We start from the raw sequence: 26,391 nt of genomic DNA on the forward strand, positions 1-26,391 counted from the left end.
TATTATAAGGAGTGTGACATTTTTGTCAAGAAATCATAACAATGCCCCGTATTTTCATCTGATGGATGAGATATACGGCCGTTACCAGAAAGCTGTATCCGGATATGAATTCGACTTCAAGACCGAGGTCGAGCCGTTTTTGGATGAGAACAAGGCACTCGCCATGCAGATACTGGAATTCGACACGGATGCAAGGTTTCATTACAGCACGCGTGAAAAAATGTCCGCAGAGCTGATGGAGCTGCTCATGGCGTGCCATTCGCCGAAGTTCAGGGAGCGGCATTTCTACGAGAAATATAAATTCATCAATATGTGGCTCAAGCATGCCGAGAAAGAGGGATTGATGTGAGAATCCTCATCGGCGGCTACCGGCCGTATGAAATCGGCATCTTCAAATCCGATCAGCAGGAAGTGACGGTGCTGAAGGCCTTCATCAGAAACAAGCTGCTCGAATATATCGACGAGGGGGCGGAATGGTTCATCATCCAGGGCTACACCGGGATTGAATTGTATGCAGCGGAAGAAATCATCAGGCTCAAAGAGGCGCACTACGACATCAGGCTCGGCGTGCTCATGCCTTTCCACCAGTTTGACGACCGCTACAATGAGATGGATCAGGCCCTGCTGCAGAAAGTGCTTGCAGAGTGCGACTTTAAAGATTATATTTATAAACAGCCCTACTCAAACCCCGGCATGTTCAAACATATCAACCGCTTCCTCATCTCCAACACCGACGGGGCACTGATCTTCTTCGACGAGGAGGCGGATGCGAAAGTGCGCTTCCTTTATAACGCAATACTTGAATTCTCCGGGGAAAATCCGTATAATATTGAAAGAATACAATTTGATGAGATTAACAGCTTTATCGATTCCGGGTTTGATAATTAAGAGGTGAGGCAATGAGTGAGACAACTTTGAAATTGTCCGCAAAAGACATATTTGAAAAAGAATTTGAAAAGTCCATCAGAGGTTTCAAACCGATCGAAGTGGACAGCTTCCTGGATGATGTCATCAGTGATTATCAAAAGATGGCGGATATGAACAATAATCTGAAGCGGCTGGAAGAAGAAAATGCCCGCTTGAAGAAAGAAGTAGAGGATTTAAGGATAAGACTGGCAACCAATTCCCGGTCACAGGATAACCAGAGTCAAAATCATCAGATCGATATTTTAAAAAGGTTGTCCAACCTGGAAAAGAAAGTATTCGGCCAGTCGAAAGTGAATTAATCGAAATACGGTATGTCGGATAATCGCTATGCCTGAAAAAAGGTATAGAGGAAAGTCCATGCTCACACGCACCTGAGACGGGCGTAGTGTTCGTGCCTGACGAAACAATAAGTCAGGGCAGTTCGTGAATAACGGCTGACGGCTGTGAAATAACCTAAGTGCATATAAGGTTAGATTAGCTGTAAAAGTGCCACAGAGACGAGCTTACCATGAAAGTGGTAAGGTGGAACGCGGTAAACCCCTCGAGTGAGCAATCCAAACAAGGTAGGAGCACTCCCTGACGGAAATTCAACCGGACGGGAGATATTACAAATGTAATATAGACAGATGATTATCACCAATGTGCGAGTGTGACTAGTACACGTCTGAAGCACAGCGGTACAGAACATGGCTTACAGACATACCGGACTAGAAACAAGCTCTCCATTTTGATGGAGAGCTTTTATTTTATATAATCAAATTGACAGAAATATATCATGAGTCATGCGGAGGACAAATTATGAATTTTAAAATGCTAGCCAACACACCGATGGGCCTTGAAAGGGTCGTCGCGGATGAAATCGGATCACTGGGTTATGAAACCACGCTTGAGAACGGCCGGGTCTACTTCGAAGGGGACGAGACGGCGATCGTCAGATCGAACCTGATGCTCCGGACGGCGGACCGGATACGGATCATCATCGGGGATTTCAATGTGACGACGTTCGATGACCTGTTTGAAAAGACGAAGGCGCTGCCGTGGTCCGACATACTCGGCCCGGATGCGGAATTCCCGGTGACGGGACGCTCCCATAAATCCACATTGTACAGCGTGCCGGATGTCCAGAGGATCGTAAAAAAGGCGGTCGTCGAACATCTTAAGAGTGCCTTCAGCCTGGACGGTAAGCTGAGCGAGACGGGTGCGCGCTATAAGATCGATGTCAACATACTGAAGGACCGTGCAGTGCTGACCATCGACACGAGCGGGGACGCACTGCATAAGAGAGGCTACAGGCGCGAACAGGGGGAGGCACCGATCAAAGAGACGCTTGCTGCGAGCATGCTGAAACTTGCCAATTATGACGGGACGAAGCCGCTGTATGACCCGTTTGCCGGTTCCGGCACCATTGCGATTGAAGCGGCACTGATGGCGCTGAACATCGCACCGGGCGCAAACCGCACCTTCGACAGCGAACGGTGGGACATCATCCCGGAAGAACTGTGGGAGGAGGTGCGGATGAAGCTCGAAGATGAGGCACTGTACGACAGGGAAGTCGTGATACACGCCTCCGACATCGATCCGCATATGATAGAAGTCGCAAAGACGAACATACTGGAAATCGGCCTGCAGGATAATATAGACCTCGCCATAATGGATGTCCATGATCTCACAATCGGCCATGACAACGTCCAGCTCGTCACCAACCCGCCGTACGGGGAGCGCATCGGGGAGGCGAAGGAAGTCGAGGAGATGTACCGCACAGTCGGCAGGCTGATGGCCCGGAACCCGGACTTGAGCGTGTATCTGATGACTTCAAACAAGGAGTTTGAGCATATCGTCGGCAAAAAGGCGACGAAGCGCAGGAAACTGTTCAACGGCTACATCGAAACGACTTTTTACCAGTACTGGGGGAAACGGTAAGTGAGTGAAGACTTCAAGACATTGGATGTATTGTACAAACTCAAAAAAGAAATACTCAAATCGGACAATGAGAACCTCGTCTCGCAGATCGACCATGCGATTTCAAAGACTTATAAGGATCAGCTCGTCTTCTCATTCATCGGCCACTACTCGGCCGGCAAATCCTCGCTGATCAACCACCTGCTTGAAACGGAGATACTGCCGTCCTCGCCGGTCCCGACGACAAGCAACACCGTCGCCGTCCAGATCGGGGACGGGGAGGAGATCAGGGCATTCCTGAACCAGTATCAGTATGTACCGGTCGAAGACTATGCGGGCCTGCGTGAGCTGAACACACGCGACATCGACATCAGTGCAATCAATATCGATGTGGCGCATGAAGACTTCAAAAAGAATACGGTGCTCCAGGATACGCCCGGTGTGGATTCGAATACGGACAGCCACCGGGAGTCGACGAACCGGTTCCTCCTGAACAGCGACCATATATTCTTCACTGTGGAGTACAACCATGTGGAGAGCGAACACAACATGTCGCTCCTGAAGGAATTGTCCATGATGAACATCCCGCTGACACTCATCATCAATCAGGTGGATAAACATGATGATGCGGAAATATCCATGGAGACATTCCTCTCCAGGATAAAGAACACTTTAAAAGACTGGAACATCACACCCGATGACATTTTCACGACCAGTATATATCCATGCGAACATAATGAGGTGGATAAGCTGAAAGCATTCATCCACAGCCGGGAAGCGGACAGGACACAGGTGCTGGATGCATACTTTGAACGGATCACCGGAACGATAGAAAATGAGCAGCTCGAGTATCTCGGCGCAGCACTCGATGCGCTGAAAGCCCACGGGGAAGATGTCGATATTGAAGACGTGGAAGCGGTGAAGTCGCATATCCGGTTTTTAAACGGTGAGGTCGAGAAGGCGAAGGTGGAGGCCCTCCACAGTGATGATGAAACACTGAACAGCCACGTCAAGGAAGCGGTCAGGAAGATCGTCAGGGACAGTTATATATTCCCGCACGAGGTCAAGGAGGCGATCACACATTACTTGAACATCCTTGCCGGGGAAGTGAAGGTGCCGGGACTGTTCGGCAAAAAGAAAAAAGAGGAAGCGATGATCCGGGAAGCGGTGGATGATATCCGGGAAAAATTTGATGCCGTCTTCAAGACCGAAGTGAATGCACCCGTCGACAGCTTCTTCTCGGGACTCGGCCTGACAGGTGAGCCTTTCAGGTACAGCTTCAAAGAGGGGCTCCTCATCAAAGAGGAGATCAGCCACCTGAATAACCAGTTCATCCTGAATTACATGGATAAATTGAAAGCCTCGATCGTCAATGATGTAAGCGCAGAAGCGCAGAGCCATATGCCAAACCTCGAAAAATCCGGCACCGGCTCCGCCCGGGAGGAAGAAGCACTTAAAGATGCCCTCGGGAGATTCGAGGAGATACTTAGGCTCCTCAGCCTGATCGATTCCATCGAAACGAAAAGCTACCGCCATTTCTTCATACACCTGGATGATGAAATCGAAAAATTGAACCTGACAGAGGCAGTGGAACTTGAAGGCGGAAGCATCAGTGCACCTGAAGCAGCCGGGGACGCGGGACGGTACAAATTCAAAGGGGCAGACGATGAGGACCTGGGGTTTTATCATAAGCTTGCGGCACTGATTGAAGGCAATGAACGATACAGTGATTTCCACGCCACCATCAAAGATAAGCTTGCCCGCATAGAGGAAGGGAAAGCCAACATCAGTGTATTCGGGGGATTCAGTGCCGGTAAGACGACTTTCATCAACGCCCTGATGAACGAGGCGCACCTTGCGATGAGCCCGAACCCGACCACGGCGACGATCACAGAAATCAATGACGCACCTTCCAGTGCCATCACTTATAAAAACAAGTCAGAGCTGACGGACACTCTGGGCATGCTGTCGAATCTCCATCATGATAATGTCGAAGACTATTTCAAATGGATAAAGAAAGAGCGCAGCAATGTCCCGGAAACTTATAAACCGTTCCTTGACGGCATATTGAACAAATACGGGGAATATAAAGCGGATCTCGGTACGACGAAGGACATCGGCACCGATGCACTGATCAGCAGGGTGAGTTCAGACGAGGATGCGACCTTCATCCATAAGGCATATGTCTCACTGGAAAATGACATCACTGAAAAATACACCCTCGTCGATTCACCTGGCATCAATTCGATCAACCAGAGGCATACGAAGGAGACGAGGAACATCATCTCAGGCAGTGATCTGATCATTTATGTCTCGTATTACAACCATGTCTTCTCAAGAAGCGATGAAACGTTTTTAAAATATATCCAGTCGATCAAGGGTGAGGATTTCCCGATCATCTTCATAATCAATGCCGTGGACCTCATGAAGAATGAAGCGGATAAGGAGAAGGTCATCGATTACATGTCGGACTCGCTGATTTCCCTCGGCATCACGAATATGATCTTCCCGGTCTCAAGCAAACAGGCACTGCAGTCCCATGATGAAGATTTCGAAGAGGCGAAGAAGAATATATTCGACATCACGGACCAGCTCTCCATGTCGGTGCAGGTACAGTCCTTGAGGGAAGCCGGACGCCAGCTCGCTTCGAACATCAACAGCAATATACGCCAGTACGAGAATGCGGATCTTGAGCGGACGAGGATTGAATCCGCAAGAGGGGCGCTCCTCCGGGACCTCGCGGACTTCAGCGCATTCCGCCTGGAAAGCCCTCTGCACCAGGAAATCGGTGTGCTCCTCGCATTCATCAGCAGACGGTTCGAGCTGCAGCTTTATGATCATCTGAAAGGCATGATCACGGTATCTGATGCACAGGACAAACGGTTCCTCGTGAAAAAGGAATCGCTGATCAAAAGCAATATCGAACAGTTCCTGACCATTGAAGTCAGTACAGTATTCAACGCCGTCTACCGGCAGGCTGAAGCGGAAATGCTGCAGGACATCACCCAGTTCAATGAAAGGCTGTCGGATGCCAGCATCAGCCGGACATTCGCATTCAACAGTCCGGCGGAAGATGAGCCTGCAATCAGTATAACGACTTCCGGATTCAGCGAATATTCCAGATTGCTGCATCAATCGAGGAATGATCATAAGGCCTTCAGGGACACGCTTCTGGAATTCGCAAAAGATATCAGTGCCCGTCTCGACATCGACCGTCTGGAAGAACAGATGAAGCGGCTTGTGAACGATTACTTGACGCTCCTACAGGATGATATCACCGCCCAGAAGCCCGAAATAGAAAGTGCCCTCGAAACACCGCCTGAAGTCATTGAAGAGAGTGACTATGAAGCAGATAAGATGCTGCTCGAATCATTAAGCAGATTAAAGGATGATTAGATGACTATAATGAATCTTGAAACCATTGGACAACTGAACAGGCAGGAAACCATCCTCCTGGACTGCCGCAATATCATGGATCAGTTTGATGAATCGGAAAGACTTGTTCAAAGGGATGCGGTGGCACACGCCGTCCACATCCCCCAGATGCCGTATATGTTCAAGTTCGACGGCATCAATGAAGGCCGGCACCCGATCCCTGAGATGAGTGTGGTGGATGCACTGTATGACACACTCACCGAAGGCGGCCGGTATGATGTTTTATTGTTTGCAGATGAAAACAGCTTCTTCCATACCCGCCTGTATTACTTATTTTTACTCTATGGTCATAAAGCCTATTTATACAATGATGACCTGGCTGCGCTTAAAGGCATGGCTGAGGAATTCAGGGAGGTCGATGTCGAGCTTCCGATCCAGTTCGAATCGACGGAGTCTTCATTCAAAGAAGACATCTACCGGTCGATGGAAGAGGTAGAGGAGCGCCTGGATGAGAATGTCCTTCTTGTTGACGTCAGAAGTGAGGAGAGGTATCTCGGCATATCTGAACCGGTGGATTACAAAAAAGGACACATTCCGGGTGCGGTCAACATACCGAACGGGAAGATCCATGCAGATGGTGTCATCGACTTCGGGGCACTTGATGATGTCATGGAAAAGATCAGGGCGTATGAAGAAGTCATCGTCTACTGCGGGTCCGGCATGAGTGCGACGCCGATGTTCACACTGCTCCATCACAAAGGCATCAATGTGAAATTATATGCCGGAAGCTTTTCGGAATGGATCACGGATGATTCCAACATGATAGAAACCGCACCAAATACACTTTAAGGACTTGGTTAAATGATTGAGAAAACACTAACGACTGATAAAACACTTGTGATAGATGGAATGGCCCTCTTGTTCCGCCATTTCTATGCCACCAGTTTCCGCAACCAGTTCATGCATAATGACAGGGACATCCCGACCAACGGCATCCAGGGCATGATCAGGCATACGTTCAAACTCATCGAGCTGACGCGCCCTGAAAATCTTGTCGTGACATGGGATATGGGTAAGGAGACGATCCGCAATGAATGGTTCGCGGAGTATAAGGCGAACCGGGAGGCGCCGCCTGAAGAAATGATCCCCCAGTTCGACTACGTGAAGGAAGTCATCCATGACATGGGTATATATCAGCTTGGCATCCATGGGTATGAAGCGGACGACATCATCGGCACACTGGCAGCGAATTATGATGACCTCCTCATCGTCAGCGGGGACCGGGACCTTCTCCAGCTGCTCGGCGGCAGCAATGAAATATGGCTGACAAAAAAGGGCTTCTCGGAATATAATCATTATACGGAGTCCGTCTTCAAGGAAGAGTATGCCATCACACCCGCACAGTTCATCGATGTGAAAGCTTTGATGGGGGACCCGGGCGATGGATATTTCGGGGTGAAGGGCATCGGTGAAAAGACCGCCCTGAAACTCATCTGTGAATATGGCAGCATTGACAATATGATCCAAAACATCGATGCGCTGAGCAAGGGTATACGGACCAAGGTCCTGAATGACATGTCCTCACTCCAGATGTCATACAGACTTGCCAAAATCATTACGGACGTCGAATTCTCACATGAGGAATATTTGAATCACCGCAGGCTTATACTGGATAAGGAGAAGATTGAAGACACCCTCATCCGGCACGACCTCAGCATCACCCGCAGGTACCTGCAGACACTGAATATATAGGAGGGCGTCATGGCACAGATATACATTGATGCGGCAGCCCGGCAGAATCCGGTGCACGCTGCCGGTGCCGCCGTCATAAAAGATGAAAACGGCAGGCTTGAGTTCACTTTCGACCTCGGGGCGATGGATAACCATGAAGCGGAATGGGCGACACTGGACCATGCGCTGGATAAGGCGGTTGAGCACGGCATCAGATCTGCCATCATCCATACTGATTCCAAAATCATCGCAGACAGCTTCGACAAACAGTTCGTGAAAAACAAAAAATATCAGATACACTACAATAATATCCAATCGAAACTTGGAAACTTTGATTTGTTTTTGGTCAGCCACACCCCGAGGGGGAGGAACAAATCAGCCGACCACCTGGCCAAAGAAGCGCTTTATAAGTATACGAAGGGATGATGAAAGTCATTCCTTTTTTTATACCGGCGTTTTCTGTATAATTGATTAAGGAGGTTGAACATGAAAGAGAAAACCTTATTTAAAATCAACCAACTTGAAGAAAAATACTGCCATGGCTGCCTGCTCAAAAAGCTGAACAGGAAACAGGGCACCCGGGCGAGTGCACATAAATTCTGCATTACGGAATGCTCGGTGGGACTCAAGATCCGCAGCCATGGAAATCAACTACAATAGGAGGATTATCAATGGAAATCGTAAGAATCGAACCGACACCAAGTCCTAATACAATGAAAATCACTGTGAGTGAGGAAAAAGGGGATATGAAATCAGCAACATACAGAAAAGTTTCTGATGAGAATCCTGAATTCATCAATAAAGTGCTTGAACTTGAAGATGTGACAAGCGTATTTCATGCAATGGATTTCATCTCGGTGGATAAATCACCGAAATCAGACTGGGAAACCCTCATCCCGAAGATAGAAAACACATTCAATTCCGGCAGTGACGATTCGGAAGTAAAAAAAAACCAGTAAATAATACCTACGGTGAAGTGAATGTCCAGGTCCTGACTTTCAAAGGCATTCCTTACCAGATCAAGCTGAATGACGGGGAAGAGCACCGGCGCCAGCTGGATGACAGATTCGTCAATGCAGTCGCCGAAGCAACACTGCCTGAAGATAACATCATCATGGGACGCAAATGGGAACAGAGCTCGACGCGTTACGGCACCCCCGAAGAAGTGTTCACGGAAGTGACCGAGGAGATCAACGCCTTATACGATGATGAAACTCTGAAGGAGATGGTCGCTGAAGCGAGGCAGAAGCAGCCGCCGAAACCGAAGGAATACCGTAAGGTGAGTGTCGGGGAATTCAAGGCGGCCGCCGACTGGAAAGAGCGCCTGAACCTCCTCGATCATATGGAGAATCCGGGCAAGGATGACTATGAAGTGCTCTCCCTCGCACTGCAGGATGAAAAGATGCAGGTGCGCAGGACCGCCGTCTATCTGCTTGCCATGATCGAAGACAGGGAGACGCTTCAGTATTTGAACATCGGGCTCCAGGATAAGGCCGTGCCGGTCAGAAGGACCGCCGGGGACGGATACAGTGATCTCGGCTTCAAGGAAGGGCTCCGGGACATGTATCCCCTGCTGGATGACAGAAGCCCGATCGTGCGCTGGCGTGCTGCGATGTTCATCTATGAAGTCGGTGATGAAGAGAGCCTGCCTCACCTGTATGAATATAAGGAAGACCAGCAATATGACGTCAGGCTTCAAAAGGAAATGGCGATCGCCCGTATAGAGAAAGGCGAAGCGGCAATGGGCAGTGTATGGAAACAGATTCAGGAAAGGGAGCGATGATTTGAACCCGTACGAAGAGTATATGAAAGAAGTCGCAAAACCGATGCGCGAAGAGTTGACGAACCGTGAGTTCAAAGATTTGACGACGCCGGACAGTGTGGATGAATTCATGAATTCACTGGATGAGGATGAAACTGCATTTGTGGTGATCAACAGCGTCTGCGGCTGTGCGGCCGGCCTTGCACGTCCGGCGGCAGTGACGGTCGCAGAGCAGAATCCGAAGAAACCGACGCACAAAGCGACGGTGTTTGCAGGTCAGGACCGTGAAGCGACGGCAAGGCTCAGGGAGTTTATCGGCGAACCGCCTTCAAGTCCTTCATACGCACTTTTCAAAGGCCGTGAGCTCGTGCATTTCATGCCGCGCGAACATATAGAAGGCCGTGACATCAACGACCTGATGATGGATATAAAAGAATCATTCGATGAGAATATTTCATAAAAAAACCAGGAATGCACATTCCTGGTTATCATTTAATCTATTCTGTTATGCACAGTGATGTAAACCATGCTGCCATCAGAACGAGGCCGATTGAAAAGATGAGTTCCATAATCAACACTCCAAATAATCATTTTATTATTATAATCAATTATATAGAAGTCCTTTGAAAAAGAAAAGAGGGGTAGTATGAATAATTTTGATAATGTCTATCATGACCTGCTCGGACGCATCAGATCGGAAGGCACTTTCAAGGATGACCGGACCGGTACAGGAACGTATTCAGTGTTCGGCCATCAAATGCGGTTCGATTTATCTGAAGGATTCCCTTTGCTCACTACGAAGAAGGTTTTGTTCAAAATGATTGCAACCGAGTTGATCTGGTTCATACGCGGCGATACGAACATCAGGTTCCTGCTTGAATACGACAATAATATATGGAACGAATGGGCGTTCAAAAAATGGGTTGAATCAGAGGAGTATGACGGACCGGACATGACCGATTTCGGCCGCCGTGCACTTAAGGATGAAGAATTCAACACCATTTATAAGGATGAAATGAAAAAATTCAAGGACCGGATCCTCACCGACGATGATTTCAGCCGCAAGTACGGTGATCTCGGGAATGTATACGGGAAACAGTGGCGGGATTGGATCGGTCCGGACGGCGAGTCCATCGACCAGCTGAAAAATGTAATTGAGGCAATCAAGACGAACCCCGACTCAAGACGCCATATCGTCACAGCATGGAACCCGGCGGAGATCGATACGATGGCTCTGCCGCCGTGCCACTCCTTCTTCCAGTTTTATGTCAAGGATGGCAGGCTCAGCCTGCAGCTCTATCAGAGGAGTGCTGATGTGTTCCTCGGCGTACCTTTCAATATTGCGAGTTATTCGCTGCTCCTTTTGATGGTGGCAAAAGAATGCAACCTTGAAGCCGGTGACTTCGTTCATACGATGGGGGATGCCCATATATATGCAAATCACCTCGAAGCAGTTGATAAACAGCTCGCAAGGGACAGCTTTGCGCCCCCATCCTTGAAGATCAACAGTGATGCATCAATTTTTGAGATTGATTATGAAGATTTCGAAGTGGTGGGCTACGAGTCTCATCCTTATATCAAAGCACCGATTGCAGTATAGACAGGAGGAACATTATGGTATCTTTAATTGTGGCACATGCCAATCAGAATGTGATCGGGTTCAAGGGCGATATGCCATGGAACCTTCCCGCTGATTTGAAGAGATTGAAAAACCTGACGGAAGGCAATACGATCGTGATGGGCAGGAATACGCTCGATACATTGGGGAAACCTCTGCCAAACCGCAGGAACGTCGTTTTGACACGCAACGAAGAGTTTGTCACCGAAGGTGTGGAAGTGATCCATGACATCGAAGAGATTAAAGACCTTGAAGACAAAGTTTTCATCTTTGGCGGCGCGGCCGTATATGAGCAGACGATGCACATGGTCGATGAAATGTATATTACAAGGATCCATGAAACTTTTGCCGGTGACACGTTCTTCCCCGACTATGATATATCGGAATGGGAAATCGTTGATATCGCACCGGGCGTAGTGGATGAAAAGAACAAATATGCACATGAATTCCTGCATCTCAGAAGAAACCTCTGAAGGACGCTGCCATGAATATCTGGAAATGGTTATTCATAGGGCTGCTTGTCATCAATGCAGCAGTACTGGCAGGCCTTTTCATATTCCTTTCAGGCGACTACGGGGAATTGGATCCAGTTGATGCGCCGGATGGTGACCAGGCTGAGCATGTGATCACCCTTGAAAACCATACCGTTGAATTTCTTTTGAATTCATTCCTGCAGGATGGTGCAGATGATATCGCCGTCACCATAGATGAGGAAAATATACAACTGATGGCGGAGAACGAGTATTTAAACATGAACTTTGATACAATATTCAACCTGGAGCCGTATATCGCCGAGACGGAACTGATTTTTGAAATCAGCAATATTTCAATCGGGCGGCTGCCATTATCCGAGGATATGGCATATACATTGATCAGGACCGGGGCGGACCTTCCCGAAGGTATGGCGTTCAGCACAGAATCCAGGGCTCTGGTGATAGATAAAGCTCTTTTTGATGAGTTTACAGACTTGTCTGTCGATGTCGAAGAGATTGATTATCAAAACAATGCATGGTATTTTTCTTTTGAAGACTAACTTATGAGGTGAGAATTTTGGCAAAAGCGACATTAGGCGGCGGCTGTTTCTGGTGTCTGGTTAAACCATTCGACCAGTGGGACGGCGTCAACAGCGTCATTTCCGGGTATTCCAACGGAGAAGTGGAAAATCCGACTTACGCACAGGTAAGCACCGGTACAACCGGTCATATTGAGACCGTCCAGATTGATTACGATGAAGATGTGATTTCCTACGAAGAGATTCTGCAGATTTTCTTCAAGACTTTCGACCCGACAGATGTAGAAGGCCAGTTCGGTGACAGGGGCAGCCAGTATATGCCTGCGGTACTGTACCACGATGAAGCACAGAAAGAGACTGCCGAAAGAGTGATAAAAGAGCTTGATGACAGCAATGTTTTCGACAAACCGATCAACACACCGGTACTGCCTTTCAAAAGCTTCTACGAGGCAGAAGAGGAACACCAGGATTTCTATAAGAAGAACAAGGGACACTATAATGCATATTATAAAGGTTCCGGACGTAAATCATTTTTAGAAAATCATTGGAGTGAATCATAATGAGCGTTAAAAAAAATATTGAAGACCTGACCCGTACAGAGTATAAAGTGATGAAGGAGCAGGGCACTGAAACGCCTTTCCAGAACGAATACTGGGATAATTTTGAAGAAGGCATCTATGTCGACAAACTCAGCGGCAAGCCTCTTTTCACATCAAAGGACAAGTTCCATTCATCCTGCGGCTGGCCGAGTTTCGCAAAAGGCATCTCGGAAGATATTTCCGAGCACTTCGACGATTCTTTCGGCATGAGGCGCACCGAAGTCCGCAGCGAGGCATCAGACAGTCATCTGGGGCACGTATTCGAAGACGGACCTGAAGAACTCGGGGGACTGCGCTACTGCATCAATTCAGCAGCCGTGATTTTTATTCCGAAGAGTGAGCTCAAAGAAAAAGGGTATGAGGAATACGTAGACTACTTTAATGACTAATGGGAGTTGGTTCAATGTTTAAGAATCTATTTCGGAAGAAAGAAGAACCTGCCGACAAACTGCTCGAGATAAAAAGTCCGATGAATGGCAGATATGTCAAAATCGAAGATATTCCCGACCCTGTTTTTTCAGAAAAGATGATGGGGGAAGGATTCGGCATAGAACCGTCAGACGGTGAAGTCGTCTCACCCATCGACGGGGAAATCATGCAGGTCTTTCCCACCAATCATGCTGTCGGCATCAAAGCTGCGAACGGCATAGAACTACTGATCCACATTGGCCTTGAAACCGTCGCCATGGACGGCAGGGGCTTCACAGGACATGTCAGTGAAGGCGATAACGTGAGGGCCGGTGACAGGCTGGTAAGCTTCGATATGGACCTTGTGACCAAAGAAGCAGACAGCACGATTTCACCTGTCATCATCACCAACAGCGATGCCCTTCAGTCGTTTGATGTCCTCGAGACAGGTGAAGTGGCCGGCGGACAGACCGTCGTCGCCTCCGCGGAGATCAGCTGATGAAAGATTATTCCTATTACCAGTATATGAAGACACGGACGGACGAGCAGTCCGAAGCAGGAACGCTCAGTGACTTCATAAAGAACGACTCCATGTTCCCAAAACAGGAAACCGATTACCAGAAAATCAGTGAGTATCTGGAAAGAAACCCTTATCCGGATATCACCCTCACCACGTTTGATGAAACTTACCGGGATTATCAAGACTGGCTAAACCACTAAGAAAAAGGAGTTCCAATAATGAGTATTCATATCAACGCACAAAAAGGCGATATCGCCGATACAATCCTTTTACCTGGGGATCCCCTCAGAGCGAAGTACATCGCTGAAAACTTTTTAGAAGATGTAACCTGCTTCAATGAAGTCCGTAACATGCTGGGCTTCACCGGGACTTATAAAGGAAAACGCATTTCCGTGATGGGCACGGGCATGGGTGTACCTTCCATTTCAATTTATGTCCATGAACTGATGGAAGAATACGGCGTCAAAAACCTGATCCGTGTCGGTACATGCGGTGCGATCCAAAAAGATGTGAAAGTGCGTGATGTCATCATCGCCCAGAGTGCATCCACGGATTCCTTCCAGAACAGGAAGCTGTTCGGCAATTTTGAATATGCGCCGACGTCGGATTTCGAACTGCTTCTCTCAAGCTATAATGAAGCGAAGAAAAAAAACCTCGAAGTCAAAGTGGGGAATGTATTTACGGCTGATTCCTTCTATGATGAAAAAGGTGATGTTGAAATGATGGCGAAGTACGGCATACTGGCGCTGGAAATGGAATCAGCGGCATTATTCACCATCAGTAAAAAATTCGATGCACGTGCACTGGCCATACTGACGGTATCCGATCATGTACTGACGGGCGAAGCGACATCCAGTGAAGAGCGTCAGACGACTTTCAACGAGATGATTGAAGTCGCACTTGATGCAGCTCTGCCGTTCGCCGGTGAATAATATTCGACAACTTTAAGATCTGCAGCAGAACAGTGGGGGTGCCCCACTGTTCTTTTTCTTTAATTATTGGTAAGTTACTGATAGAATATAAATATTATGCCAATAGGAATAAGGTGTGGGTAATTTGAATGAAAACCATGATCCAAAAGAAACGAATTTCAAATCGAAAAAAATAAGCATCAACCCTTTCTGGTTGATCATCACCATACTGGCTGCAGTGATATTATCAAGTGTGATCACAGCACTCAGCCTGGAGGCCGGAACTGAAAAGGCGGTCAATGTAGGTACGGATACAAGAAGCGAATTTTCAAAGCTGTACAGCGTGTATGACACCATTTCCACCGACTTTTATGATGAGGTCGACAATGAAGAACTGATTGAATCCGCGATTGACGGTATGGTGCAGGGGCTGGATGATCCATACAGTGAATACATGAACATGGAGGCAACAGATGCCTTCCAGGAGACGGTCACCGGGGATTTTGAAGGCATCGGTGCAGAGGTCATCCAGGAAGGCAACCGCATCATCATCACATCACCGATGAGAGGCTCACCGGCGGAAGCCGCTGGCATTGAACCCGGCGATCAGATCATAGCCGTGGACGGGGAAAGCCTGGAAGGGATGAACACGACCGAAGCAGTCCAGCTCATACGCGGCGAGAAGGGGACGGATGTCGTCCTCACGATTGTGCGCGGGGAAAGCGAGCCGATGGACATCACCGTCACGCGGGACACCATCCATATCGACAGCGTGACATATGAAGAATTCGACGGTGTCGGACATATCAGCATCAACAGGTTCCAGCAGGGTACGACGGAAGAATTCGAGGAGAGCATCAATCAGGCTGCCGAGGATGGAATCGAAGACATCATCGTGGATTTCCGCTACAACCCGGGCGGACTGCTTTCCGAAGCAGTGACGCTGATCAACCAGTTCATTCCGGAGGATGAAATCGCACTGCTTCTGGAAGACAGTGACGGACAACAGATGCCGCTGATGACGGAAGGCCCCCACAACGAAAATACGGAAGATATGAATCTCCACATCCTCATCAATGAGGGGTCTGCAAGTGCATCTGAAGTATTCGCCGGTGCACTGGATGATCATTTCGAAGATGTCATCATTGCCGGTACACAGTCGTTCGGTAAAGGTGTCGTGCAGCAGACGCAGGAATTCAGTGATGATTCCATGCTCAAATACACCAATACGAAATGGCTGACACCTGAAGGCCGTTGGATCCATAACGAAGGCATCACACCTGAGCTGGAACTCGTGAACCCTGATTACTACAGGGTGGAGATATTGAATGAAGATGATGTCTACACCGAAGACCAAGAGAGCGAAACAGTCATTTCCATAAAAGTCGCCCTTGAAACTTTGGGTTATGAAGCCGGGACGATCAATGAAGTTTTCGATGAAACCCTGACTTCAGCAGTCGAGAGCTTCCAGGAGGATAATGACCTTGAAGCCGATGGCAACGTTACAGGTGAAACATCCCGGCTGCTCATGTCGGAACTGAGGAATTACATCAATGAAAATGACGCTCAGCTCGAGTATCTCATCAGCTATATCACCGGAGAACATGGTGCCGGGGAAATTGAAGAAATTGCAGAAGATAATGCGCGTCATATCGAGATCCCCACTTTGGAAGAACTGCAGGAAGACGCATCAGAAAATTCAACTGAATGATAAACCCAGGTCGCACAAAATTTTGTGCGACTTTTATTGTCTCAAATCTTCAAATGGTTTAAAGTTATAGCATAAACATATTACGGAGGTTGCCATGAAATCTTCACGACGCAAAGCAATATTAACCGGAGGCGGGACTGTCGGCCATGTCATGCTGAATAAACTGCTGATACCGGAGTTCATCAACCGGGATGTAGAGCCGGTGTACGTAGGTTCAAAAGATGGCATCGAAAAGGAAATGATCAGCCCGACATCCATCAAATACCATTCAATCTCCAGCGGAAAATTAAGGCGGTATATATCTCTTGAAAACCTGAAGGATATCTTCAAAGTGACGAAAGGCATCCTCGATGCAAGAAGAGTATTGAAAAAAGAGAAGCCGGAATTTGTATTTTCAAAAGGCGGCTTTGTCAGCGTGCCGGTGGTGCTCGCAGCCAAATCATTGAATATTCCGGTCTATATCCATGAGTCCGACCTGACACCGGGTCTTGCGAATAAAATCTCGACAAAGTTTGCGACGAAATGTTTCGTGACTTTCGAGAAGACGATGGATTACCTGCCGGCGGACAAGACCGAACTCCTCGGCCCGGTGATCAGGGAGGAGCTCTCGGGAGGAGACCGGGCTGCCGGTTTTTCCATCACCGGGTTCACAGCTGATAAGCCGGTCCTTTTATTCATGGGCGGTTCCCTCGGAGCAAGGTCCATCAATCAATTCATCCGGGAGAATATAGAAGACCTCACGGAACATCATCAGATCATCCATTTATGCGGAAAAGGCAACGCCGATGAAAATCTGAACGGACATGAAAACTATATCCAGTTCGAATTCGCCGGAGAAGAGCTTGCACACCTGATGGAAATCGCGGATATAGTGATCGGCCGCAGCGGTTCCAACGCCATCTATGAGCTGCTCCTCAATCATAAGCCGATGATCCTGGTTCCCCTGCCGCTCAGCCAGTCGAGGGGGGACCAGATTGAAAATGCCGAATATTTCTCTCATCAGGGGTATGCCGAGGTGATCCCAGAAGAAGATTTGACGCTTCATAATTTCCAGGAGAAAATGGAGATGATCAACAGGAACCGTGATGAAATCATCAGGAAAATGAAGGAGTATGATGGAGGATTCAAGCCGGCGATGCTGGTTGAAATGCTGCTGGATGAGGAGGAAGTGGAGTGAGCCGAGTAAAGAAATTATCCTTGTTTTTAGTTTTCACATTGATATTCGGCGTCATCGCCGTATTCCATGAATCGAGGGCCGGGCAGTGGATCGACCGGGAAGTGTATGAGTTCATCTATGCTTCGGAAAGTTTCATCACCACCGCCCTGATGCTTGGATTCACCCAGATCGGTGAAGTGATTTCCATGATCATCCTGTCTCTGATCATGATTGCCATACTGATGCTCTATAAATTGAAGATCCATACACTTTTCCTTGTCATCTCCATGCTTACAAGCAGCATCATGATTCCTGTGATGAAGAATGCTTTCGACAGGGAGAGACCGTCACTGCTCCGCCTGATCGACATTTCAGGCTTCAGTTTTCCAAGCGGCCATGCTACGGGCTCCTCGATATTTTTCGGGTCGCTGATGGCGATCATTCAAAAGACTTCGTTGAACAATAAAGGCGTACTGTATGCGTTGTGTGGATTCTTCATATTGATGATCTCCTCATCGCGGGTGTACCTCGGTGTGCATTATCCGACGGATGTGATTGCAGGCATCACAATCGGCACTGCAGTCGTCATGGGCACAAGCTATCTGCTCCATAACAAGTTCAAAAGAAGCAGTTATATATAAAAAATATTAAATGGCAATGCATAAAAAATTTGCATTGCCATTTTTGATTGCCGCAATTATAATTAATCTGCACAATATAAAGACAAGGCGGGTGACCCCGAATGGCTGTAAATTTATATGAATCCATCACACTCGAAAATGAGAGGATCAAGCTCATTCCACTGCAGTTAAGCCATGCAGATGAACTGCAGGCGATCAACCATGAAAACATCTGGTCATATATGCTGTTCCAGGCGACCACCCTTCCATTAATGAATGAATGGATCCAAAGTGCCATCGAACTGAGGAACCAGTTGAAAAGTATACCGTTTGCGGTGATATTGAAGACCACCGGCGAAGTCGTCGGCAGTACAAGGATTCAGCATATCGATTACGAGAGGCAGAGCTGTGAGATCGGCGCCACATGGTTCGGCACGAAAGCTCAAAGGTCTTTTGTAAATTCAGACAGCAAGTACCTGCTGCTGGAGTTCTGTTTTGAAACACTGAATATGATGCGCGTCCAGGTCCGGGTGGATGAGAGGAACGAACGCAGCGCCAAAGCAGTCGAACGCCTCGGCTTCACGAAGGAAGGCGTGCTCAGAAAAGAAAGGGCACTGCATGGTGTTCCGAGAAACCTCATCATCTTCTCGATCATTGATGATGAATGGCCTGAAGTGAAGAAGAATTTATTGATTAAGCAGAAAAGTTATATGATGGATACACCTGAAATATCAGCAAGCTGACACATAATTCACATTATGTGTTTTTTTGTTTTCATATATATGATAATGGTATGATGAATTAAAGGATGTGATTACATGAAGCATGTGCTCGTCATAGAAGATGAATTGAATCTGGCACGTTTCATAGAACTGGAATTGAAACATGAAGGTTATGCCGTGACACTCAGTGCAGACGGTGAGGACGGCCTCGATAAGGCATTGAACCAGGATTTCGACTGCATCCTCCTCGATCTTATGCTGCCTGCGCTCAACGGCCTCGAAGTGTGCAGAAGAATACGAAAATCGAAAAACACCCCGATCATCATGATCACCGCCAAAGGGGAGACGTACGACAAGGTCGTCGGCCTGGATTACGGTGCCGATGATTACATAGTGAAGCCTTTCGAAATAGAAGAGCTGCTCGCACGGATCAGGGTGATGCTGAGAAGGGGGGATGCATCTGAAAATCACAGCAAAATCCTTTCCCTCCACGGCATTTCCATAGATATCTCCGCCTACAGGGTGACGATCGATGATATGGAACTGGAACTCACAAAAACGGAATATGAGCTTTTATATCTGCTGTGCAAAAATGCAGGGATCGTCTTAAGGCGGGAGCAGATACTTGAGCATGTGTGGGGTTATGACAGTGAGGTGGAGACGAATGTCGTCGATGTGTACATAAGGTACCTGCGGAACAAGCTCAAACCTTTCAATAAACATAAGATCATCGAGACCGTACGGGGAGTGGGGTATGTGGTGAGATCATGAACAGGAACTCATTGAAATACAAATGGCTGAGGCTGTCGACGCTGATCATCTCCTTCACTTACCTGATCTTCAGTACGCTGCTGATATATTTCACCAGCCTGTACCTGCGGGATCTTGAAGAAAGGGCGCTTGACCGGAGCATGGATGAACTGCAGCATATATATGAATCCCAGCCGATCAATACGATCTCAAGGAATGACATCCTCACCAGCCTTTATGATGAACAGACGATGATCCTCTACACCCGCAGCGGGAATATCGTCAGCACCGAACCCACCAATGATCTTACCGATCTGCCGGTCGACTTCATTCCGGTGGGGGATGATGTCATCACATCCCTTGAAACCGAGGACGGCAACTATCTGGTCGGCCGTTCAAACATTGATTCGATGTACTGGAACGGCTACCTGACCGTCATCCATCCGCTTGACAATTATTACCTGATCATTCGTACGATGGTCATGATCGCTTTATTGATCGGATTCCTGTCGATATTATTCACATCGATCGTCAGCTATTTCTTCTCGACCCAGATGGTCAAGCCGATCAGGAGCATTGCCAATCAGCTTAAAAGGATAGAAGGGGAGGGTGTATCGGAACGGTTGTCTTTGAAGACCGATACTGAGGAGACGGACTATATGGTGACTTCATTCAACAACATGATGGATTCACTGGAGGAGTCATTCAACCAGCAGAAGCAGTTCGTCGAGGATGCATCCCATGAACTGAGGACACCGCTCCAGATCATCCAGGGGCATCTGAAGCTGATCAACCGCTGGGGGAAGGATGACCCTAAAGTCTTAAATGAATCCCTGCAGATCTCGATTGATGAGCTGCACCGCATCAACAAGCTCGTGGAGGAGCTGCTGCTTTTGACGAAGAACAACCCGAGGCAGCTTGAGGAGATTGAATCGATCAACATCGTCGATGAAATCAATTCGCGCGTCAGCAGCATGAAAAAAATCCATCCGGATTACCACTTTGCCGTTGAACATACGCATGATGATATACGCTTCCAGATCAACAACCATCACTTTGAGCAGCTTTTATTGATATTCCTTGATAATGCTGTTAAATATGATACAGAGCATAAATATATCATCACAAGTACGGAGAAGCACGATGACCATTTTGACATCATGATCAAAGATCACGGCATAGGCATTCCTGAAGAGGATCTTGAAAATGTTTTCAACAGATTTTACAGGGTGGACAAATCAAGGAGCAGACAACAGGGTGGCAATGGGCTCGGATTATCCATCGCAAAAAAACTGATTGAAAATTATGATGGCCAGGTTTGGTTCGAAAGCGAGGAAGGTAATTTTACAAAAGTTATTATCAGATTCCCGCTGAATAAGGACAAATGATAAATTAAGCGTCTTTAAAATACTAATGTATAGTGCTAAAATGGTAAATGTATAATAATTAAAACACATAATACTAAAGAGGTGCTGCAAAGATGGAAGGGAAAGCCTATGAAGAGGCGCCACTCAGATTCGGAACGAATTTAGGTTTGCTTCTTGACATTCACGATTCTTATTTGGAAAATCCGGACAGTGTCAGCGAAGAAATGCGTACACTGTTCGAAAGTCTCGGCACATCACAGGATGGCGGCCTGGACGACAATGCGAAGCAGAATGTTAAGGGGATGCTTCGCCTGCTTGATGAAATCAGATTATTCGGACACTTGAAAGCGGATATCTATCCTGTTTACAAGCCTGATATAAAGAATGCACCCGCTCTTGATTTCAAATCGCACGGTATTTCTGAAGAACTTTTGAAGGATGTACCTGCATCACTCGTGAGCCCGCACCTTGGTTCACTCTATGAGAATGCAAATGAGGCATTCAATCATCTGTATGAGGTCTATACAGGCCCGATTGCCTATGAGTTCATGCACATCAATGATTCGAAAGAAAGGACCTGGTTGAAAAAGACGATTGAGAACCAGGATGAAGTCAATTTAACTTCCGAAGAGAAAATCGAACTTTTTAAACTGCTGTCCAAAGTCGAAGGTTTTGAAAAATATCTGCACAAAAATTTTGTTGGTGCAAAAAGGTTCTCTATCGAAGGTCTGGATACTTTAGTGCCGATGTTCGATCATCTTCTCGCACTTATGGCCGAGAAAGAGATTCCAAATCTTCAGATCGGCATGGCTCACAGAGGCCGACTGAACGTTTTGACGCATGTCCTTCAAAAGCCATATGAAATGATGCTCAGCGAATTCATGCATACAGACCCGATGAAGTTCCTGCCTGAAGATGATTCACTGACGCTCACTTCGGGTTGGGCAGGGGATGTCAAATATCACCTCGGCGGTTCCAAGACGAGGACGGATAAAGGCATAGAGCAGCAGATCACTTTGGCAAACAACCCGAGCCACCTCGAAGTCGTCAGTCCTGTAATCCAGGGTAAGACGAGGGCTGAACAGGAAAGTACGGACCGGAATGGATTTCCTGAACTGGACTTCAACCGTTCACTTGCCGTCATGGTCCACGGCGATGCCGCTTTCGCAGCGCAGGGTGTCGTTTTCGAAACTCTGAACCTTGGGAATCTCGACGGATACAGAACAGGCGGTTCAATACACATCATCGCGAATAACCGTATCGGCTTCACCACCGAAGAGTTCGACGCCCGCTCGACGGATCACGCATCTGCAGCGGCACTGAGTTTTGACCTGCCGGTCTTCCATGTCAATGCGGATAAACCTGAGCATGTGATGAGAGCGATGGAACTTGCTTTCAGATACCGTCAGGAGTTCAACAAGGATGCCGTCATAAACTTAATCGGTTACCGCCGTTTCGGACATAATGAAATGGATGAACCGAGTACGACGAATCCAATGCTGTACCGGGAAGTCAAAGCACATGATACGATAGAACATATTTACGGCAACCAGCTCATTGAAGAAAAGATCATTTCCAAAGAGGAAAAAGAGGATATCATCGACAACGCCTTCAAAAGAATGCGTGAAGCACACGATAAGATAGATAAAAATGATACCGTTATCAAATCCTCAATCGCAGTGCCTGAAACAATTCAGGAAGGGCTTTCAAATGATGAAGAGCCGGAGATCACCCGTGAAAGGCTTGAAGAAATCAATGATGCCCTGTTCGGTTATCCCGAAGACTTCACGGTATTCAAGAAGCTGAGGCAGGTGCTTGACCGCCGCAAGCTGCCTTTCGAAGACGATTCGGCCCTGGTCGACTGGGCGCATGCTGAAGCGCTGGCATTTGCAACGATCACTCAGGATGGCACTCCAATCAGATTGACCGGCCAGGATTCCCAGAGGGGGACGTTTGCCCACAGGCACGCGGTGCTCCATGACTCCGAGACCGGTGAGGAATTCATTCCGCTGCACCATGTCCCTGATGCCAAAGCCACGTTCGACATCCATAACTCACCTTTGTCCGAAGCAGCAGTCGTCGGCTTCGACTATGGATACAACGTGGAGAACAAGGAAGCCATGGTCATATGGGAAGCCCAATACGGTGACTTTGCCAACATGGCGCAGGTTTACTTTGATAACTTCATGTCATCCGGAAATGAGAAATGGGGAGAGACGAGCGGATTCACTCTGTTCCTGCCTCACGGACAGGAAGGGCAGGGCCCTGAGCACTCGAGTGCAAGGCTTGAGAGATTCCTTCATTTGTGTGCAAACTACAATATGACCGTCGCCAATCTTACGAGCACCGCAAACTATTTCTACCTGTTAAGAAGACAGGCGAAATATTTGAATACGGAAAAGATGCGTCCGCTTGTCATCATGACACCGAAAAGTCTGCTCAGAAACCAAATGGTCAGCGATCCTCTGGATGCCTTTATCGGCAATCATTTCAGGGAGATCATCGTTGAAGAACATGATAAGTCCAAGGTCAAGAAGGTCGTCCTGGCACATGGCAAGATGGCAGTTGATCTGCTGGCGCATCACAGGGACAATCCATCCGATGAAGTGGTGATCGTAAGGATCGAACAGCTCTACCCTTTCCCGGATGAAGATATCAAAGCTCTGCTCGAGAGCATTGAAAATCTCGATGAAGTCCGTTTCGTCCAGGAAGAACCGAAGAACATGGGTGCATACAGCTCCGTTTTACCGAAGATACTCGACATTTTACCGGAGAACGTCAAGCGCTCCTATGTCGGCCGTCCGGTATCATCTTCACCAGCTGAAGGGGACGCTGAAACTTACAAGAGGATTCAACAAAATATTATAGAAAATGCAATGAAAGTGCAGGAGGATGAATAATGGCAGAAGTTAAAATTCCAGAACTGGCTGAATCGATTACGGAAGGGACGATTGCGTCCTGGTTAAAAGGTGTGGGTGACTCCGTAGAAAAAGGAGAAAACATACTTGAGCTTGAAACAGACAAAGTCAACGTCGAAGTGATCAGTGAAGAATCCGGTGTGATTACAGAGCTGAAAGCAGAAGAAGGAGACACTGTTGAAGTAGGGCAGGTCGTCGCTGTCGTAGATGAAAGCGGCGAAGGTTCATCACCAGAAGGCAAGGAAGAAGAAGGAAAGGAATCTTCAGCATCCAAGGATGAAGAAAAAGACTCGGCTTCAAAAGAGGAATCCAAGGATGAAGAAACTTCCAAAGAAGACTCTAAAGATGAAAGTGAAGATGAAAGCAAAGACGAAGGTACCGACCGCATCGTCGCGTCGCCTGCTGCAAGGAAACTGGCACGTGAGAAAGGCCTCTCACTTAAGGAAATCAATGCAGGAGATCCAAGAGGCCATGTCCGTTCCCAGGATGTCGAGAATCACGAAGCTTCCAAAAAGAATCAGGAAGCAGAAAGCAAAAAATCTGAAAGCAAGCCTGAGAAGCAGCAGTCCAATGCACAGCCTGAAAAGCCTGTCATCAGGGAGAAGATGTCAAGACGCCGTCAGACAATTGCCAAGCGTCTGCACGAAGTGAAGCAGAATACTGCAATGCTGACGACTTTCAACGAAGTGGACATGACGAATGTCATGGAACTCAGAAAGCGGAAAAAGGAAGCATTCCAGGAGAAGCATGACGGCACAAGACTCGGATTCATGTCATTCTTCACTAAAGCTTCAGTGGCTGCTCTGAGACAGTTCCCTGCGGTGAATGCTGAAATCGACGGCGATGAAATGATCTATAAACAGTTCTACGATATCGGTGTTGCTGTTTCCACTGAGGAAGGGCTCGTAGTACCGGTTGTCAGAGACTGCGACCGTAAAACTTTTGCTGAAATAGAAGCAGATATTGCAAGTCTCGCAACGAAGGCTATCGAGAAAAAATTATCACTGGATGAGATGACCGGCGGATCATTTACGATCACAAACGGCGGTGTCTTCGGTTCACTGTTATCAACACCGATCATGAATGGCACACAAGCCGGCATCCTCGGTATGCACACCATCCAGAAACGTCCTGTGGCAATGCCGGATGGATCTGTTGAAGTGCGTCCGATGATGTACATCGCGCTGAGCTACGACCACAGAGTGATCGACGGCAAAGATTCAGTGAATTTCCTCAAGACCATCAAAGAATTGATTGAAAATCCTGAAGATCTTTTGCTCGAAGGTTAAAATTCATAAAAACAAGATACTATTTTCAGTATCTTGTTTTTATTATGTTAAAATATAGAGACTTTAATAAAGGAATGGAGAATGAATGATGTTACATGAGACATGGCAGGATAATGATTTGAGGAAAGTGAAGGTCAGACATACGGATGCCGAGAAATATAAAGTCAATGATATGCTTACTGAAGGCAAAACTTATACCGTGGTCAATGAAACCGAAGAGTATATATTCGTAAAAGATAATTCAGGCAAAGTCGGCGGTTACTATAAGACCTACTTCGAAGATGCGGATGAGTGAAATGGCCGGTTTTAAATTCAGGCATGAAGATGAGGCGATTCATCATGATTCATTCAACATCTTGAAACTGGGTAAGAACCTGCTTTTAAAAGGGCCGACCGGGGCGGGGAAAACCCGCCTTGCTGATGACCTCGCCGCCGAATTCGGTCGCGAGATGGTGAGCATCAACTGCTCTGTCGACATCGATATGGAGTCCCTGCTCGGTTTCAAGACGATTGAGTATGAAGAAGGGCAGCAGGAAATCATCTTTGTCGACGGACCGGTTATCAGGGCAATGAAAAATGGTCATATACTCTATATCGATGAAATCAACATGGCCAAGCCGGAAGTGCTGCCGATACTCAACGCCGCCCTTGATTACCGCAGGACTTTGATGAACCCGTTGACCGGGGAGGAAATCACCGCTGATGAAGATTTCATCGTCATTGCAGCGATAAACATCGGTTACGCCGGCACCATGCCGATGAATGAAGCGCTGCTCAACCGTTTCAATGTCGTGGAAATCGACTATGTGTCCGATGATGCACTTCTGGAGATTTTAGAAAATCAAAGTCTTCAGGATAATCCTGACGTTTTAAGGAAACTGACTGATTTTCATAAAGATCTCGTGACGATGACCAGACAGGGCCAGATATCAAAGGAGTCATCCAGTGTGAGGAGTTTGCTGGACCTTTCAGATTTAAGCACCCTGATTCCTCCGGATAGAGCCCTGCAGCGGACGGTCACCGACAAATTGGACAATGACCAGGAGAAAACGGCGATATACAATGCTTTTAAATTACATTTTGAGTAGTGATTAAA

General features: G+C 47.5%; 30 protein-coding genes and 1 other RNA gene. All 31 read left to right on the top strand.

Annotation, left to right across the window (positions count from 1 at the left end; translation table 11 throughout):
* The first annotated feature begins 22 nt into the window (after positions 1-22).
* The 31 genes from CRN96_RS02930 (at position 23) to CRN96_RS03075 (ending at position 26,383) form a co-directional block, all read left to right on the top strand.
* Positions 23-349 carry a DUF1798 family protein gene (locus CRN96_RS02930; protein ID WP_245844523.1) on the top strand — a complete coding sequence of 109 codons (327 nt, stop codon included), beginning with the start codon at positions 23-25 and terminating at the stop codon, positions 347-349.
* Positions 346-888 (top strand): SLOG family protein, encoded by a 543-nt coding sequence (locus CRN96_RS02935; protein ID WP_097038982.1) that lies wholly within the window; start codon positions 346-348, stop codon positions 886-888. The genes CRN96_RS02930 and CRN96_RS02935 overlap by 4 nt, the downstream gene beginning before the upstream one ends.
* 11 nt (positions 889-899) lie before the next feature.
* Entirely contained in the window at positions 900-1,226 is a 327-nt protein-coding gene (gene gpsB / locus CRN96_RS02940) for a cell division regulator GpsB (protein ID WP_097038985.1), read from the top strand.
* A gap of 11 nt (positions 1,227-1,237) precedes the next feature.
* Positions 1,238-1,626, top strand: an RNA gene (rnpB, locus tag CRN96_RS02945) — RNase P RNA component class B.
* Positions 1,627-1,725: 99 nt separating this feature from the next.
* Positions 1,726-2,847: a THUMP domain-containing class I SAM-dependent RNA methyltransferase gene (locus CRN96_RS02950; protein WP_097038987.1), complete on the top strand. Its 1,122-nt coding sequence runs from the start codon at positions 1,726-1,728 to the stop codon at positions 2,845-2,847.
* Positions 2,848-6,222 carry a dynamin family protein gene (locus CRN96_RS02955; protein WP_097038990.1) on the top strand — a complete coding sequence of 1,125 codons (3,375 nt, stop codon included), beginning with the start codon at positions 2,848-2,850 and terminating at the stop codon, positions 6,220-6,222.
* Positions 6,223-7,050 (top strand): sulfurtransferase, encoded by an 828-nt coding sequence (locus tag CRN96_RS02960; protein WP_097038992.1) that lies wholly within the window; start codon positions 6,223-6,225, stop codon positions 7,048-7,050.
* Positions 7,051-7,062: 12 nt separating this feature from the next.
* Entirely contained in the window at positions 7,063-7,953 is an 891-nt protein-coding gene (locus CRN96_RS02965; RefSeq protein WP_097038994.1) for a 5'-3' exonuclease, read from the top strand.
* Between the two features lie 9 nt (positions 7,954-7,962).
* Positions 7,963-8,358, top strand: a complete 396-nt coding sequence (locus CRN96_RS02970; protein ID WP_097038996.1) for a ribonuclease HI family protein — start codon at positions 7,963-7,965, stop codon at positions 8,356-8,358.
* 60 nt (positions 8,359-8,418) lie between these two features.
* Positions 8,419-8,592, top strand: a complete 174-nt coding sequence (locus CRN96_RS02975; RefSeq protein ID WP_097038998.1) for a zinc-finger domain-containing protein — start codon at positions 8,419-8,421, stop codon at positions 8,590-8,592.
* 11 nt (positions 8,593-8,603) lie between these two features.
* A complete protein-coding gene (locus tag CRN96_RS13360; RefSeq protein WP_245844524.1) occupies positions 8,604-8,891 on the top strand; it encodes a NifU N-terminal domain-containing protein in 288 nt (95 codons plus the stop codon).
* 17 nt (positions 8,892-8,908) lie between these two features.
* On the top strand, positions 8,909-9,715 hold the full coding sequence (locus tag CRN96_RS02980) for a virulence factor (RefSeq protein ID WP_245844525.1): 807 nt from the start codon (positions 8,909-8,911) through the stop codon (positions 9,713-9,715).
* Between the two features lies 1 nt (position 9,716).
* Positions 9,717-10,154, top strand: a complete 438-nt coding sequence (locus CRN96_RS02985) for a BrxA/BrxB family bacilliredoxin (protein WP_097039000.1) — start codon at positions 9,717-9,719, stop codon at positions 10,152-10,154.
* A gap of 186 nt (positions 10,155-10,340) precedes the next feature.
* Positions 10,341-11,294, top strand: coding sequence for a thymidylate synthase (locus tag CRN96_RS02990; RefSeq protein ID WP_097039002.1), 954 nt, complete (start codon positions 10,341-10,343; stop codon positions 11,292-11,294).
* 11 nt (positions 11,295-11,305) lie between these two features.
* Complete coding sequence (locus tag CRN96_RS02995; RefSeq protein ID WP_097039004.1) at positions 11,306-11,785, top strand: dihydrofolate reductase; 480 nt, start codon at positions 11,306-11,308, stop codon at positions 11,783-11,785.
* An 11-nt stretch (positions 11,786-11,796) separates the two neighbouring features.
* Complete coding sequence (locus tag CRN96_RS03000; protein ID WP_097039005.1) at positions 11,797-12,345, top strand: DUF2140 family protein; 549 nt, start codon at positions 11,797-11,799, stop codon at positions 12,343-12,345.
* A 17-nt stretch (positions 12,346-12,362) separates the two neighbouring features.
* The gene (gene msrA, locus CRN96_RS03005; protein WP_097039008.1) at positions 12,363-12,884 is read left to right on the top strand and encodes a peptide-methionine (S)-S-oxide reductase MsrA; all 522 of its coding nucleotides are present in this window, start codon (positions 12,363-12,365) and stop codon (positions 12,882-12,884) included.
* Positions 12,884-13,312 (top strand): peptide-methionine (R)-S-oxide reductase MsrB, encoded by a 429-nt coding sequence (gene msrB / locus CRN96_RS03010; protein WP_097039010.1) that lies wholly within the window; start codon positions 12,884-12,886, stop codon positions 13,310-13,312. The genes msrA and msrB overlap by 1 nt, the downstream gene beginning before the upstream one ends.
* A gap of 14 nt (positions 13,313-13,326) precedes the next feature.
* Positions 13,327-13,830: a PTS sugar transporter subunit IIA gene (locus CRN96_RS03015; protein ID WP_097039012.1), complete on the top strand. Its 504-nt coding sequence runs from the start codon at positions 13,327-13,329 to the stop codon at positions 13,828-13,830.
* A complete protein-coding gene (locus tag CRN96_RS03020; protein ID WP_097039014.1) occupies positions 13,830-14,051 on the top strand; it encodes a YozE family protein in 222 nt (73 codons plus the stop codon). The genes CRN96_RS03015 and CRN96_RS03020 overlap by 1 nt, the downstream gene beginning before the upstream one ends.
* An 18-nt stretch (positions 14,052-14,069) precedes the next feature.
* Entirely contained in the window at positions 14,070-14,783 is a 714-nt protein-coding gene (deoD, locus tag CRN96_RS03025) for a purine-nucleoside phosphorylase (protein ID WP_097039016.1), read from the top strand.
* 124 nt (positions 14,784-14,907) lie between these two features.
* Entirely contained in the window at positions 14,908-16,473 is a 1,566-nt protein-coding gene (locus CRN96_RS03030) for a S41 family peptidase (protein WP_097039018.1), read from the top strand.
* Between the two features lie 94 nt (positions 16,474-16,567).
* Positions 16,568-17,650, top strand: coding sequence for an undecaprenyldiphospho-muramoylpentapeptide beta-N-acetylglucosaminyltransferase (locus CRN96_RS03035; RefSeq protein ID WP_097039020.1), 1,083 nt, complete (start codon positions 16,568-16,570; stop codon positions 17,648-17,650).
* On the top strand, positions 17,647-18,270 hold the full coding sequence (locus tag CRN96_RS03040; protein ID WP_097039022.1) for a phosphatase PAP2 family protein: 624 nt from the start codon (positions 17,647-17,649) through the stop codon (positions 18,268-18,270). The genes CRN96_RS03035 and CRN96_RS03040 overlap by 4 nt, the downstream gene beginning before the upstream one ends.
* A gap of 101 nt (positions 18,271-18,371) precedes the next feature.
* Positions 18,372-18,992 carry a GNAT family N-acetyltransferase gene (locus CRN96_RS03045; protein WP_097039023.1) on the top strand — a complete coding sequence of 207 codons (621 nt, stop codon included), beginning with the start codon at positions 18,372-18,374 and terminating at the stop codon, positions 18,990-18,992.
* A gap of 75 nt (positions 18,993-19,067) precedes the next feature.
* Positions 19,068-19,742: a response regulator transcription factor gene (locus CRN96_RS03050; protein WP_097039025.1), complete on the top strand. Its 675-nt coding sequence runs from the start codon at positions 19,068-19,070 to the stop codon at positions 19,740-19,742.
* Positions 19,739-21,109 (top strand): HAMP domain-containing sensor histidine kinase, encoded by a 1,371-nt coding sequence (locus tag CRN96_RS03055; RefSeq protein ID WP_097039027.1) that lies wholly within the window; start codon positions 19,739-19,741, stop codon positions 21,107-21,109. The genes CRN96_RS03050 and CRN96_RS03055 overlap by 4 nt, the downstream gene beginning before the upstream one ends.
* Before the next feature lie 92 nt (positions 21,110-21,201).
* A complete protein-coding gene (locus CRN96_RS03060) occupies positions 21,202-23,988 on the top strand; it encodes a 2-oxoglutarate dehydrogenase E1 component (RefSeq protein WP_097039029.1) in 2,787 nt (928 codons plus the stop codon).
* Entirely contained in the window at positions 23,988-25,295 is a 1,308-nt protein-coding gene (odhB, locus tag CRN96_RS03065; protein WP_097039031.1) for a 2-oxoglutarate dehydrogenase complex dihydrolipoyllysine-residue succinyltransferase, read from the top strand. The genes CRN96_RS03060 and odhB overlap by 1 nt, the downstream gene beginning before the upstream one ends.
* 88 nt (positions 25,296-25,383) lie before the next feature.
* Positions 25,384-25,590 carry a DUF6501 family protein gene (locus tag CRN96_RS03070; RefSeq protein ID WP_097039034.1) on the top strand — a complete coding sequence of 69 codons (207 nt, stop codon included), beginning with the start codon at positions 25,384-25,386 and terminating at the stop codon, positions 25,588-25,590.
* Position 25,591: 1 nt separating this feature from the next.
* The gene (locus tag CRN96_RS03075) at positions 25,592-26,383 is read left to right on the top strand and encodes an ATP-binding protein (RefSeq protein ID WP_097039036.1); all 792 of its coding nucleotides are present in this window, start codon (positions 25,592-25,594) and stop codon (positions 26,381-26,383) included.
* The last annotated feature ends 8 nt before the right edge of the window (positions 26,384-26,391 follow it).

The organism is Salinicoccus kekensis, assembly GCF_900220995.1.
Taxonomy (GTDB): Bacteria; Bacillota; Bacilli; order Staphylococcales; family Salinicoccaceae; genus Lacicoccus; species Lacicoccus kekensis.

Excerpts from the sequence above, each read along its gene's own strand:
- gpsB (WP_097038985.1), top strand. The coding sequence starts at position 900 with ATGAGTGAGACAACTTTGAAATTGTCCGCAAAAGACATATTTGAAAAA.
- CRN96_RS02950 (WP_097038987.1), top strand. The coding sequence starts at position 1,726 with ATGAATTTTAAAATGCTAGCCAACACACCGATGGGCCTTGAAAGGGTC.
- CRN96_RS02960 (WP_097038992.1), top strand. The coding sequence starts at position 6,223 with ATGACTATAATGAATCTTGAAACCATTGGACAACTGAACAGGCAGGAA.
- CRN96_RS02965 (WP_097038994.1), top strand. The coding sequence starts at position 7,063 with ATGATTGAGAAAACACTAACGACTGATAAAACACTTGTGATAGATGGA.
- CRN96_RS02970 (WP_097038996.1), top strand. The coding sequence starts at position 7,963 with ATGGCACAGATATACATTGATGCGGCAGCCCGGCAGAATCCGGTGCAC.
- CRN96_RS02975 (WP_097038998.1), top strand. The coding sequence starts at position 8,419 with ATGAAAGAGAAAACCTTATTTAAAATCAACCAACTTGAAGAAAAATAC.
- CRN96_RS13360 (WP_245844524.1), top strand. The coding sequence starts at position 8,604 with ATGGAAATCGTAAGAATCGAACCGACACCAAGTCCTAATACAATGAAA.
- CRN96_RS02990 (WP_097039002.1), top strand. The coding sequence starts at position 10,341 with ATGAATAATTTTGATAATGTCTATCATGACCTGCTCGGACGCATCAGA.
- CRN96_RS03000 (WP_097039005.1), top strand. The coding sequence starts at position 11,797 with ATGAATATCTGGAAATGGTTATTCATAGGGCTGCTTGTCATCAATGCA.
- msrB (WP_097039010.1), top strand. The coding sequence starts at position 12,884 with ATGAGCGTTAAAAAAAATATTGAAGACCTGACCCGTACAGAGTATAAA.
- CRN96_RS03015 (WP_097039012.1), top strand. The coding sequence starts at position 13,327 with ATGTTTAAGAATCTATTTCGGAAGAAAGAAGAACCTGCCGACAAACTG.
- CRN96_RS03020 (WP_097039014.1), top strand. The coding sequence starts at position 13,830 with ATGAAAGATTATTCCTATTACCAGTATATGAAGACACGGACGGACGAG.
- deoD (WP_097039016.1), top strand. The coding sequence starts at position 14,070 with ATGAGTATTCATATCAACGCACAAAAAGGCGATATCGCCGATACAATC.
- CRN96_RS03035 (WP_097039020.1), top strand. The coding sequence starts at position 16,568 with ATGAAATCTTCACGACGCAAAGCAATATTAACCGGAGGCGGGACTGTC.
- CRN96_RS03045 (WP_097039023.1), top strand. The coding sequence starts at position 18,372 with ATGGCTGTAAATTTATATGAATCCATCACACTCGAAAATGAGAGGATC.
- CRN96_RS03050 (WP_097039025.1), top strand. The coding sequence starts at position 19,068 with ATGAAGCATGTGCTCGTCATAGAAGATGAATTGAATCTGGCACGTTTC.
- CRN96_RS03055 (WP_097039027.1), top strand. The coding sequence starts at position 19,739 with ATGAACAGGAACTCATTGAAATACAAATGGCTGAGGCTGTCGACGCTG.
- CRN96_RS03060 (WP_097039029.1), top strand. The coding sequence starts at position 21,202 with ATGGAAGGGAAAGCCTATGAAGAGGCGCCACTCAGATTCGGAACGAAT.
- odhB (WP_097039031.1), top strand. The coding sequence starts at position 23,988 with ATGGCAGAAGTTAAAATTCCAGAACTGGCTGAATCGATTACGGAAGGG.
- CRN96_RS03070 (WP_097039034.1), top strand. The coding sequence starts at position 25,384 with ATGTTACATGAGACATGGCAGGATAATGATTTGAGGAAAGTGAAGGTC.
- CRN96_RS03075 (WP_097039036.1), top strand. The coding sequence starts at position 25,592 with ATGGCCGGTTTTAAATTCAGGCATGAAGATGAGGCGATTCATCATGAT.